We start from the raw sequence: 11,805 nt of genomic DNA on the forward strand, positions 1-11,805 counted from the left end.
TCGGTCCGTGCCGGTCGGTCCGTGACCGGTCGGTCCGTACCGGTCAGTCCATGACCGGGGCCACGGCGCGGACGGTGTCGATCGTGTCGGCCTCGGCGGCGGACTTGTCGGGCCGGTACCGCAGCACCCGCGCGAACCGCAGCGCGATGCCGCCGGGGTAGCGGGGGCTGTGCTGGACGCCGTCGAACGCGATCTCGACGACCAGTTCGGGACGGACGTGCACCGTCCAGTCGTCCTCCCGGACGGCCAGCTCGCGGAGCCGCTCGGTCTGCCAGGCGAGCAGCTCGTCGGTGAGCCCCTTGAACGTCTTGCCGAGCATGACGAACCCGCCGGTCCCGGGATCGCGGGCGCCCAGATGCAGGTTGGACAGCAACCCCCGGCGGCGCCCGTGCCCCCACTCCACGGCGAGGACGACGAGGTCGAGGGTGTGCCGGGGCTTGACCTTGATCCATCCCGCGCCGCGCCGCCCCGCCGTGTACGGGGTGTCGAGCGACTTGACCACGACGCCCTCGTGGCTCCGCGCGACGGCCTCGTCGAAGACCTCCTTGGCCCGCGCGGCGTCCGCGGTGACCACCCGGGGCATGCGCAGCTCCTCCGGCACGACCCGGACCAGGGCGGCGTTCCGCTCGGCCCCCGGCGCGTCGAGCAGGTCGGCGCCGTCGAGGTGGAGGACGTCGAAGAGGAAGACGCTGAGGGGGACGGGGGCGGTGTTCCTGGCGGTGCGGGTGGCGGTTCGGGCGGCGGTCACCTGGAAGGGGTGGGGACGGCCGTCCGGGCGCAGGGCGATCAGCTCGCCGTCGAAGACGGCCTCGCGGACGGGCAGCTCCCGCACCGCCTCGACGACCTCGGGCAGGCGGGAGGTGATCTCGTCCAGGGTGCGGGTGAAGACGCGCACGCCGCCGCCGGACACGTGCACCTGGGCGCGGATGCCGTCGAGCTTCCACTCGACCGCCGCCTCCGCCTTGAGCTTGCCGAACGCCTCGTCGATGGACGGCGCCGCCGCGGCCAGCATCGGCTTGATCGGCCGGCCGACCTCCAGGGTGAAGGCGCGCAGGCCGGCGACGCCGTCGGCGAGGGCGGCGGTGGCGACCGGGCCGAGCGATCCGCGCAGCATGACCGCGCGCCGCACCTCGGCGGGCTTCACCTCGGCCGCCGCCGCGATCGCCTCGGCCATCACCCCGTCCAGCGCGCCCTGGCGCAGCTCGCCCGCCAGCAGCCGGACGAGGAAGTCCTGCTCGGGACGGGTGGCGCGGCCGAGCAGCGCCGCGAGGAGTTCGCGGCGCCGGGCGACCGAGCCGGGGCCGGAGACGGCGCCGATCCCGGTGAACGCCGCGTCGACCTCCGGGACGGTGAGGGACGGTTCTGCGGCGGGCGGCGGGACGTCCCGCAAGGCGGCGTAACCGACTCCGATCTGGCGTTGCGGCAGCTCACCCGACAGGTAGGCGACCACGATGGCGGCCTCGCCGGGGTCGGCCCGGCGCAGGCACTCGGCGAGCGCGGTTACCTTGGCCTTCCGGCCCGAGGTGCCCGCCACCGTCCCCGACGTCCGCGCGATGTCTGCGATCAGCACCCCTCCAGTGTGGCTCCGGGGTCTGACGATCCGCACCGTCGGGGGGCCTGGTCACGGGTGGCGCGCCTGACTACGTTGACGGGAGGGCGGGCCATGACACGACGGGGAAGTGAGGAGCGGGACGTGGGGCTGCAGCGTCCGGTCGAACCGTTCCACCGGCCGTACGCCGGGCCGGAGCCGCCGTCTCCGGCGCGGCGGCCGAAGCGGCTGCTGGCGGTGCTGGTGGCGGTCGCCGCGTTCGCCGGGGCGGCGGTCGCGGTCTTCCTGATCGTCCCCGGCGAGGACGAGGCCGGCACCGACCGGGCCGCGGTGACGCCGCGCGGGAGCGAGCCGCAGACCCCGTCGTCGGTCCCGTCCTCAGAGCCGGCGCAGCAGATGGTCCGCGCCCTGCCGTCGCCGTGCGGGACGGTCTCGGAGGGCACCGTCGCGAAGGCCATCCCGAAGGCGCGGAAGCTGGAGAGCGCGAACTCGACGCTCACCACGTGCACCTACACCTCGACCGGGTCGGCGTTCCGCTGGCTGCGGGTCGAGACGCGGCTGTACACGGCCGCCAACACCGCGACCCCGGTGCGGGACGCCGAGAGCTACTACGACGCGCAGTGGGCGCAGGCGCACGAGGCCCCGCTCGCCCGGACGATCGCGCTGGAGCGCCAGGGCGGCGTGGGGGACGAGGCGTACCGCTGGTTCAAGGCCGACGAGGGCCAGCCGACGGTGGTCGGGCAGGTCACGGCCCGGGTCCGCAACGCGGTCTTCACGGTCAGCTACAGCGAGCAGGCGCCGGCGAAGGGCGAGCAGGCGGAGCGGGAGCGCGCGTGCCTGGCCAAGGCGACCGCGGCCGCCCGCGAAGTGTTCACCGCGCTTAATGATTTCTGACCTGATTCGGCCGATCGTGGCGTATTTTCTGTCAACCCCTTTAGGGTGATGCGGTAAAGGGGAGGCGGTATACCGATCATGCTCCCGCGCCAGGCATGTGATCGGTGTGCTGGGAACGCTTGTGAGGAGGAGGTCGACGACGTGACCGTGCAATCGGTTGGAGTGTCCTGGGTGAGATAACCCCAGGCAGGCGCCCCGTCAGCCGATGGGCCGCGGAGTGGACCCCGCTCCGCGGCCCTTTTGGTCTCCTCGCCCGGACCGCCGACCGGCATTCAAGAACTGTTTTCTAAAAAGCGTTTCGACATCAAGATAAATGGCGGTCGGGTGGAACCTGTTACCGTTCCAGGAGACCCGCGCGAATCCACACGTCACGGGCCCGTCCGTCCAGGAGGCCGACCTCGTCGAAGAACGCGGTGCACTTCCGGAACGCCCACGCCAGCGTCGCGCGCCGGTGCGGGCTGCGCGCCGCCACCCGCCGCGCCAGCTTGGGATCCAGCCCCACCGCCGTGTAGCAGGACGGGTGGATCACCTGCCCGGCCATGACCCGCGTCGCCTGCGCCATGCCGTAGGCCACCGCCCGCCGCCGGACCGCCGGGATCTCCGCGACCAGGCGCTTCAGCTCCTCGCGGGCGTACTTGATGTGCCGCGCCTCCTCGATCACGTGGATCCGGGTGACCTGCCGGATCATCGGCTGGACGTCCTCGTCCGGGAACGTCAGCCGCTGGAAGGCGTCGGTGAGCTCCTCCACGACCAGCGTCCCGGCGAACTTCGGCAGCGGGTCGTACACGGCGCCGAACAGCTTCGCGAAGTGGAACTCCAGCGCGCGCGGCCGGTGCGTGCGCAGCCCGCACTCGCGCACCATCCGGGCGAACATCTTGGAGTGCCGGCACTCGTCCGCGATCTCCGTCAGCGCGTACGCCACGTGGTCGGTGTCGTAGCGGTGCCGGTAGGCGTGCATGACCAGCGCCTGCATCAGCAGCAGCTCCGACCAGATGCCGAACGAGGCGATGCTGCACATCTCCCGCTTGGTGAGCTCCACCCGCTGCCGGTGCGTCAGCCCGTCCCACAGCGGCGTCTCGTAGATCGACACGAGCCGCGGCGGAGCGTAGAACATGTCCGGGTCCTGCGGGGCGGCCCAGTCGACGTCCACGTCGGGGTCGAACGAGTGCTTGCGGGACGTCCGCAGCAGCCGTTCGGCGACCACCTCCCGGTGGGTCAGCGCCAGCGTGTGATCGCCGTCCTCGCAGCGGACGACGGCCGTCCAGTTGCGCGGACGGCCGTCGCTCGCCGGAACTTCGGAGGCCGGAACTTCGGAGGCCAGAACTTCGGGGGGCATGGATCCTTCACCTCAGTGCATGGAGTTTCGGGGGCCGCGCCCGGCGAAGGGTCAGCCCTGGGGGGTCGGGATTCTGGCGAGGAGTCGCAGGGTCGCGGGGGAGACCCTGGAGAGGGCGTGCAGGAGGTGGCCCTCGAAGTTGACCGGGACCACGGGCTTGTTCTTGACGATGGCGTGGACGACCCGCTCGGCGACCTTCTCCGGCGGGTAGTTGCGGAGCTGGATGGCCTGCTGGCCGCGCTGCCGCAGCTTCCCGGGGGCGGCGGTGTCCCCCTCGACGAAGCTTCCGTTCTTGACGAGGTCGGTGCTGACAAAGCCGGGGCAGACGGCGGTGACGCCGATGCGGTGGCCCGCGAGTTCCGCGCGCAGGGACTCGCTGAGCATCAGGACGGCCGCCTTCGTCGTGCAGTAGGCGGGCATCGCGCGCCACGGCGCGAACGCGGAGGCGGAGGAGATGTTGACGATGTGGCCGCCGAGGTTCGGCTTGTCGGGCTTGTTGGGCAGGGCGGCGACGCGGTCGCGCATCTGCCTGCCGAACAGCCGGCAGCCGTGGATGACGCCCCACAGGTTGACGTCGACGATGCGGTGCCAGTCGTCCAGCTCGGTGTCGAGGAACGGGCCGGCGAGCGCGATGCCGGCGTTGTTGACGACGATGTCGGGGACGCGGTGCGCGTCCTTCACCTCGGCGGCGAACGCCTCCATCGCGCCGGCGTCGGCCACGTCCACCTGGTAGGCGGCGCCGCCCGCCCCGACCGTCTTGGCGCGGGTGACGGTCCGCTCCGCGGCGGGCAGGTCGATGTCGGCGGCGATGACGCTCGCGCCGCTCTCGGCCAGGGCGAGGGCGATGGCCCGGCCGATCCCGCTGCCGGCTCCGGTGACGACGGCGAGCGCTCCATCGAAATGGGCGAGTGGCATCCAGACCTCCGAGGTGTGCGGATCGAATGATCCAAACGTACTCAGCCCGCCGCGGCGTCGGCGATGACGGCGTCGACCTCGGCCCTGCGGGCGGCCTCCTCGGCGGCGAAGCGCTCGGCGTCGAGCTTCTCGGCGATCTCCTCGTCCTGGTTCATGAGGGCGTCCAGGTCGGCCTTGGACATGTCGAGGACGCCCATGTCGTCGTAGACCTGCTGGATGCGCTCGCTCCACAGCCCGATGTCCTTGACGCACGGGACGATGCGGCTGAACAGCAGACTCTGGAACATCCGCATGTACGGCGAGTTCTCGATCAGCTCGTCGACCTCGGCCGGGTCGATGCCGAAGTTCGTCCAGATCTCCCGGCCGCGGATGCGGTCGCGCATGAGGTAGCAGCCCTCGATGACGAAGTCCTCGCGCTCGCTGAGCTCGGCCGGCGAGAGCTGCCTGTAGTAGTCGCGCAGCGCGAGGCGGCCGAACGCGACGTGGCGCGCCTCGTCCTGCATGACGTAGGCGAGGATCTGCTTGGGCAGCGGCTTGGTGGTGATGTCGCGCATGACGCCGAACGCGGCGAGCGCGAGCCCCTCGATGAGCACCTGCATGCCGAGGTAGGGCATGTCCCAGCGGGAGTCGGTGAGGGTCTCGTTCAGCAGGTCCTGCAGCTTGGTGTTGATCGGGTAGACCATCCCGACCTTCTCGTGCAGGAACCGGGTGAACAGCTCGACGTGGCGCGCCTCGTCCATCGTCTGGGTGGCGGAGTAGAACTTGGAGTCGAGGTCGGGGACCGTCTCGACGATGCGGGCGGCGGTGACCATCGCGCCCTGCTCGCCGTGCACGAACTGGGAGAACTGCCAGGACGTGGAGTGCCGGCGCAGCTCGCCGCGCTCCTTTTCCGACATCTTGTCCCAGTACTTCGTCCCGTAGATGGCGAGGGACTGGTCGGGGACGCCGAGGACGTCGTGCGGGTCGACCTCAAGGTCCCAGTCGATGCGCTTGGCGGAGTCCCACTGCTTGTCCTTGCCCTTCTGGTAGAGGGCGAGGAGGCGGTCCCGGCCGTCGTCGTACTCCCAGGTGAACCTGGTGTCGCCGGCCGGCGGCACGTTCCAGGTCCCGGCCGGGACGGGCTCGGTGTAAAGGTCGTGAGTGGGCAAGGGCACTCCTCCCCGAGCGCGGACGTACGGTGTACGTCTCACGTACAATGTACGTACATTGTCATGGGGCACTTACCGGTGTCAACGGCGGGAAGGGTGTCGACGGCGGGAAGGAGCCGGGCGCTATGGTGCGGCATGTGACCTCCGACACTCCGCGTCCCGCGCTGACCCGTGACCGCATCGTCGACGCGGCGGTCGCGCTGATCGAGCGGGAGGGCGCGGACGCGCTGTCCATGCGCCGGGTCGCCGCCGAGCTGGACGTCGCCGTGATGTCGCTCTACAACCACGTCCCGAACAAGACCGCGCTGCTGGAGGGCGTGGCGGAGCACATCGTCGCCGGCCTCGATCTGCAGGACGACCCGGCCGCGCCCTGGCAGGACGGTGCGCGCGCCCTCGTCCGCGCGTTCCGCAAGGTCGCGCACGACAACCCGCGCTGCATGACGATCGTGTTCACCCACAAGATCGACTCGGCGGCGGGGCTGCGCCCGATGGAGCGCGCGCTCGCGCTCGCGGACGCGGCGGGCTTCGACGGCGGCACCGCCGTGCGCATCATGCGGGCGCTGCTCGCCTACGCGATCGGCGCGCAGATGCGCGAGTTCGGCATGGAGAAGATGCTCGGGCATCTGGCCGAGACGGGCGCCAAGTCGTGGAACCATCTCGACCCGGTGGCGTTCCGGCACGTTATCGCCTACGGCCCCGAACTGGCCGCGCACGACCCCGAGACCGACTTCGAGTTCGGCCTCGACCTGCTCATCGCGGCTCTCGAGGCGCTTCCGCGCAGGGGCGCGGAGGGGCCGGGGTCAGGTACGGGCTGAGGCCCTGCCGGCAGAAGTCGGTCATGTAGCGGGCCGCGTCCTCCGCCGACACGTCGGGACGGCTCGTCTGCCACAGCGCCATCCGCTCGCTCGCCCCCATGATGATCTGCGTGTACGCCTCGATCACGTCGGCGGGCGCGGACGGCGCGAACGTCGCCAGCACCCCGGCGATCAGCGTGCTCTGCTGCCGCCGGGTCGCCTCGACGGCCTCGGCGGTCTGCGGGGTCGCGGCCGTCGGCTCGCGCAGCAGCATCGCGAACGACTTGCTGTGCGAGTCGATGAAGGAGAAGTAGGCGACCATGCCGCGCCACAAGATGTCCTCGGGGGTGGTGGCGGCCGCCATGGCCTTCTGGGTGACGTCGAGCAGCTCCGCCTTGGAGCGGGTCACGCACGCCACGAGCAGGCCGTCCTTGGAGCCGAAGTACTCGTAGAGCATCGGCTTGGAGACCCCGCAGCGCTCGGCGATCTCGTCCATGGAGGCGGCCTGGTAGCCGTGCTCGCCGAACACCTGCTCCGCCACGTCCAGCATCTGCCGCTCGCGGGCGGCCCGGGACATCCGCGTGCGGCGGGACGGGGGCCGCGGTGTGGCGCCACTCACAGGAGAATCCTATCTGTTGGACCTACCGTCAGTAACCTACTCCGGGTAACTTACTCCCAGTAGGTTACGCGAGAGGAACGGGATATGAGCGAGCGTGCCCCGGCGATCGTCATCATCGGCTCCGGCTTCGCCGGCCTCGGCATGGCCATCCGGCTCAAGCAGTCCGGCTTCCACGACTTCGTCGTCCTGGAGAAGAGCGAGGCCCTCGGCGGGACGTGGCATGACAACACCTATCCGGGGTGCGCCTGCGACGTCCCCTCGCACATGTACTCCTTCTCGTTCGAGCTGAACCCCGGCTGGACGCGGATGTTCGCGCCGCAGCCCGAGATCCGCGCCTACATGGAGCGCACCGCCGACAAGTACCGCGTGCGCGACCACATCCGCTTCGGCGCGGCCGTCGAGTCGATGGAGTACGACGACGACGCGAAGCGCTGGAACGTGGCGCTCGCGGACGGGACGGTCCTCACCCCGAAGGCCGTCGTGTCCGGCATCGGCGCCCTGCACGTCCCGTCGTTCCCCGACCTGCCGGGCATCGAGCGGTTCCAGGGCACCGCGTTCCACTCCGCCGAGTGGGACCACTCCTACGACCTCGCCGGCAAGCGCGTCGCCGTCATCGGGACGGGCGCGTCCGCGATCCAGTTCGTCCCGAGGGTCGCCAGGCAGGCCGCCGACCTCGTCGTCTTCCAGCGGACGCCGCCGTGGATCCAGCCGAAGCCCGACGTGGCGATCCCGGGGCCGGTGCGCAAGGCGTTCGAGAAGGTGCCGGGCGCCGCCCGCGCCTTCCGCGGCGGCATCTACTGGGCGCTCGAGGCCCGCGCCGTCGGCTTCACCGTCGACCCGCGGCTGTCGACCCCGCAGGAGAAGATCGCGCGCCGGCACCTCGAACGGCAGATCGCCGACCCGGAGCTGCGCGCCAAGGTGACGCCGGACTACACGATCGGCTGCAAGCGGATCCTGCTGTCCAACGACTACTATCCGGCGCTCGCCCGTCCCAACGTGCACGTGGAGACGTCCGAGGTCGCCGAGGTCCGGGAGAACTCGATCGTCACCGCGGACGGGCGCGAGTACGAGGTCGACTGCATCGTCTACGGCACCGGCTTCAAGGTGACCGACGCCCTCACCGACCTTCGCGTCACCGGGCGGGACGGCGCCAAGCTCCAGGAGATCTGGGCGGACGGCATCGAGGCCCACCGCGGCACCACCATCCCCGGCATGCCGAACTTCTTCATGCTGCTCGGCCCGAACACCGGGCTCGGCCACAACTCCGTCGTCTTCATGATCGAGGTCCAGATCCAGCACGTGCTGAGCTGCCTGCGCCTCCTCCAGGACGCGGGCGCCGACGCGATCGAGCCGAAGCCGGAGGCCACGCGCCGGTTCAACGACCGCATGCAGAAGCGGCTGCGCCGCGCCGTGTGGAACGAGGGCGGCTGCAGCAGCTGGTACCTGGACGACAAGGGCGTCAACCGCACCCTGTGGCCGGGCTTCACCTTCGAGTTCTGGGCCGGTTCCCGCAAGGCCGACCCGGACGAGTACCTGCTCAGCCGCTGAGGCCCGTCCCGTCCGGGACGTCTGGATCATCCGGATCGTCCGGGACGCCGTGCGCGGGCGTCCCGGACGTGTTACTCATGGGGCATGCCGAAGCCGCTGATGCCGAGCTGGCTCCTCAGCTTCAACAAGAAGGTCACCAACCGGATCCAGGGCGTCTACGCGCCCTACCTGCCGCCGCTCGCGGTGGTCGTCCACCGGGGGCGCCGGTCGGGCCGCGAGTACCGGACGCCGGTCACGGCGTTCCGCAGCGGCCGGCGGATCATCATCGGGCTTCCGTACGGGCGCGACACCGACTGGGTCCGCAACCTGCTCGCCGAGGGGCGCGGCGGCGTGGAACGGCTGGGCCGCGCCCACCGCATCACCGGACCGCGCGTGCTGACCGCCGCCGAGACCGGCGACCTCCCCCTGCCCGGCCGCTACGCCGCCCGCTACATGGACGTCCTGGTCGCCGAGATCGAGGTCTGACGGACACCGCAGCGAAGCGAGGATGTCCGTCAGTCCCCGCGGGGGTCTGGGGGTCGTCCCCCAGAGGGCATTGACGGACACCGCAGCGACGCGAGGATGTCCGTGAGTTCCCGCGGGGGTCTGGGGGTCGTCCTCCAGAGGGCACGGGGCGCGCGCTACTTCTCGGGCGCGAACATCGGGCGGAAGCCCGCGACGAGCTGCCGGATCACGGGGCGCTGCTCGGCCGGGGTGCGGCCCCGCAGGTCGTGGATCGGGTCGAGGGCGTCGTAGTAGGGGGCCAGCGCGAGGAACGGCAGGAGGGTCATCAGCCAGGTGGCGAGGACGGCGAGGTCGGCGTCCTCGCGGATGGCGCCCTCCGCCTTCCACAGCTCCAGCGTCGGATGGATGACCTGGAGGTAGTGCTGGTTCGCGGTGTCGCGGACCACGGACCGGACGCCGTTGTCGAGTTCGAAGTTCGTCGCCGCGGTGACCCCGCGCTCCAGCGGATGGTCGGCCATGTACTCGGTCCAGTCGCACAGGACGTCGAACAGCCACTCGTCGAAGCTCTGGCCGAAGTCGACGCGCTCGATGCGGCGCTCCATCTCCTCGCGGATGCGGCGGGACGCCTCGTCGCACACGAACGCGAAGAACTCCAGCTTGTCGCTGAAGTACTGGAACAGCGAGCCCTTGGCGATGCCGGCCTCGCGCGCGATGGTGTTCAGGCTGCCGGTCGAGTAACCGTGCTCCCCGAATTCGCGCATCGCCACCTCGAGCACCCGCTCGCGCTTGGCGACATTGAGGCGGAACCAGGTCGACGTCGGCATGGACTCGTTCGACTTTCCGTCAGGAACCGGTAACCAGGACGTCAGGATAACGGTCCATGCCGTCCCGTGTGACACAAAACGTCACTCGTGCCACGCGGGAGCCGATCTCGCCGCGGTCACGCCTTCCGGCGGCGCCTGCGGCGCCCGTACAGGCTGGCGGCGCGGAGGGTGGCGTCGAGGGAGAACCGGGCGTCGGCGTCTTCGAGGCTGTCGCCGAGGTAGCCCTCCAGCTGGCGGAGCCGGTACCGGACGGTCTGCGGGTGGATCTTGAGCCGTTCGCCGATGTCGACGGCGGTCGCCCGGGTGGTGACCGACTCGGCGAGCGTCTCGACGAGGCGCTTGCGCTGCCCGTCCGACACGTCCCGCAGCGGTTCCAGGTGCCGCCGGGTGAGCTCCTCGATCAGCGGCGGGTCCGACAGCAGCCACATGGTCATCAGGTGGTTCTGGCAGGGGATGAGGGAGCCGTCCGGGATGACGCCCTCCTCGGCGAGGTTGAGGACGCGGCGGGCCCAGCGCAGCGAGTGGGTGGCCCGTTCCAGCGGCAGGGTGAGTCCGAGCACGCAACTGGCGTCGGACAGGGCGGCGCGCAGCATGTTCAGCCGGTCCGCGGTGAGCGGCCCCGGGACGAGCAGGCAGGGCTCCACCGAGTCGAAGTCGGTGAGGACGTCGGTGTCGAGCGCTGAGCGGGTGCTGGGCGCCTCGGGGTGGACGGCGACGAGGGTGGCCTCCGCGGGCAGCGGCCACCAGCCGGTGGCCTTGGCGAGGTCCTCGATGGCCTCGGGGACGACGGCGGGCCGCTGCAGGATCAGGTGCAGCAGCCGGCGCCGCTCCTCGCGGCGGCGCACGTCGGCGTGGCCGGTGGCCTGCTGGTAGCCGAGGCGGGCCTGGGCGACGGACTCTTCGAGGTAGATGAGCATGGCGTCGACGGCGGTGGCCACGACGGAGGTGGGGACCTGCTCGCGCTCGGCGACGATGGCCGTCCGGCGCCACGCGACGTGGAAGGCGATCCGGGCCGCGGCCTGGAGGTGGTCGAGGGTGCGGCCCTCGATGGCCTCGAAGCGCCCGAGGGCGCGGCAGGTCTCGTCGCGCTGGGCGGTGGAGGCGTCCGGGTCGGCGACGCGGTCCAGGAAGGTCGGCAGCAGGATGTCGGCGCAGAGCCGGAGGGTCTGCTCGTAGGCGGGGTCGGGCCGGTCGTACTCCGGAATGCCCTGCCTGATCTCCGTGACGATCTCGTTCGTGACGTCTGACAGTTCCGCGCGCAGCAGGCCGAGGAAATCCTGGAAGTCAGTCTGACTCCGGTCGTGTTCGGACAATTCCAATGCCTGCGCCATGGTAAAGGAAACCTCCGCATCGAGCCGACCGGGTGCCGGGCCGCCGTCCCGGCGGAGGCGGTGGCGCCGGATGGGGGTGGTGCTGGGGTGGGAAGCGAACGCCCTGGACGGGATCGAGAACACCGCGAACATAAAGTCGCCAGTCCCGGCTGGCAAGGGGCTCCGGCTCGATCGGCCCCGCGGCGGCGCCGGTTTGCGCGCGATGTGACAAGAATGCCGTTCGGTTGCTGGGCCGGTGACAAATCTGGCGCCCCGGCCGGGCCGGCGCGGCGCCGTCCATCGCCATGTTACCCGACGGTAGTCACCGGCGACGGGTTGACCGAGATCGAAGACTAAGTCGGTGACAAATTCGGCCAACCATTTATCGAATTGTGCCGTAGACCCCCCGAACCTCTATTGAATA

The 11,805-nt window shown here is 70.8% G+C and carries 11 protein-coding genes; 4 read left to right on the forward strand and 7 right to left on the reverse strand.

Annotation, left to right across the window (positions count from 1 at the left end; all coding sequences use genetic code 11):
- Positions 1-43: 43 nt before the first annotated feature.
- Positions 44-1,570, reverse strand: coding sequence for an ATP-dependent DNA ligase (locus SM418_RS30800; RefSeq protein WP_371944784.1), 1,527 nt, complete (start codon positions 1,568-1,570; stop codon positions 44-46).
- 123 nt (positions 1,571-1,693) lie between these two features.
- On the opposite strand from SM418_RS30800, the gene SM418_RS30805 reads away from it, so the two are divergent.
- Positions 1,694-2,443 carry a hypothetical protein gene (locus SM418_RS30805; protein WP_371944785.1) on the forward strand — a complete coding sequence of 250 codons (750 nt, stop codon included), beginning with the start codon at positions 1,694-1,696 and terminating at the stop codon, positions 2,441-2,443.
- A gap of 334 nt (positions 2,444-2,777) precedes the next feature.
- On the opposite strand, the gene SM418_RS30810 is transcribed toward SM418_RS30805, so the two are convergent.
- The 3 genes from SM418_RS30810 to SM418_RS30820 are packed head-to-tail and all read right to left on the reverse strand — an operon-like array spanning position 2,778 to position 5,842.
- The gene (locus SM418_RS30810) at positions 2,778-3,779 is read right to left on the reverse strand and encodes an AurF N-oxygenase family protein (RefSeq protein WP_371944787.1); all 1,002 of its coding nucleotides are present in this window, start codon (positions 3,777-3,779) and stop codon (positions 2,778-2,780) included.
- 51 nt (positions 3,780-3,830) lie between these two features.
- Complete coding sequence (locus SM418_RS30815) at positions 3,831-4,694, reverse strand: SDR family NAD(P)-dependent oxidoreductase (RefSeq protein WP_371944789.1); 864 nt, start codon at positions 4,692-4,694, stop codon at positions 3,831-3,833.
- A gap of 41 nt (positions 4,695-4,735) precedes the next feature.
- Entirely contained in the window at positions 4,736-5,842 is a 1,107-nt protein-coding gene (locus SM418_RS30820; protein WP_371944790.1) for a ferritin-like domain-containing protein, read from the reverse strand.
- Positions 5,843-5,979: 137 nt separating this feature from the next.
- Between SM418_RS30820 and SM418_RS30825 the strand changes: the two genes are divergently transcribed.
- The gene (locus tag SM418_RS30825) at positions 5,980-6,657 is read left to right on the forward strand and encodes a TetR/AcrR family transcriptional regulator (protein ID WP_371944792.1); all 678 of its coding nucleotides are present in this window, start codon (positions 5,980-5,982) and stop codon (positions 6,655-6,657) included.
- Here the strand turns inward: SM418_RS30825 and SM418_RS30830 are convergent.
- Positions 6,593-7,255 carry a TetR/AcrR family transcriptional regulator gene (locus SM418_RS30830; protein ID WP_371944794.1) on the reverse strand — a complete coding sequence of 221 codons (663 nt, stop codon included), beginning with the start codon at positions 7,253-7,255 and terminating at the stop codon, positions 6,593-6,595. The genes SM418_RS30825 and SM418_RS30830 overlap by 65 nt on opposite strands.
- Before the next feature lie 84 nt (positions 7,256-7,339).
- Here SM418_RS30830 and SM418_RS30835 point away from each other — a divergent pair, with 84 nt between their 5' ends.
- On the forward strand, positions 7,340-8,803 hold the full coding sequence (locus SM418_RS30835; protein ID WP_371944795.1) for a flavin-containing monooxygenase: 1,464 nt from the start codon (positions 7,340-7,342) through the stop codon (positions 8,801-8,803).
- Between the two features lie 84 nt (positions 8,804-8,887).
- Positions 8,888-9,268, forward strand: coding sequence for a nitroreductase family deazaflavin-dependent oxidoreductase (locus SM418_RS30840; protein WP_371944797.1), 381 nt, complete (start codon positions 8,888-8,890; stop codon positions 9,266-9,268).
- Between the two features lie 155 nt (positions 9,269-9,423).
- Here SM418_RS30840 and SM418_RS30845 read toward each other — a convergent pair whose 3' ends face one another.
- Together SM418_RS30845 and SM418_RS30850 are read right to left on the reverse strand one after the other, a co-directional pair.
- Positions 9,424-10,071: a TetR/AcrR family transcriptional regulator gene (locus tag SM418_RS30845; RefSeq protein ID WP_371944799.1), complete on the reverse strand. Its 648-nt coding sequence runs from the start codon at positions 10,069-10,071 to the stop codon at positions 9,424-9,426.
- Between the two features lie 116 nt (positions 10,072-10,187).
- Positions 10,188-11,390: a PucR-like N-terminal domain-containing protein gene (locus SM418_RS30850; RefSeq protein ID WP_371944800.1), complete on the reverse strand. Its 1,203-nt coding sequence runs from the start codon at positions 11,388-11,390 to the stop codon at positions 10,188-10,190.
- Positions 11,391-11,805 lie beyond the last annotated feature (415 nt).

The sequence above is a fragment of the Actinomadura chokoriensis genome (assembly GCF_041463665.1).
Classification (GTDB): Bacteria; Actinomycetota; Actinomycetes; order Streptosporangiales; family Streptosporangiaceae; genus Spirillospora; species Spirillospora chokoriensis_A.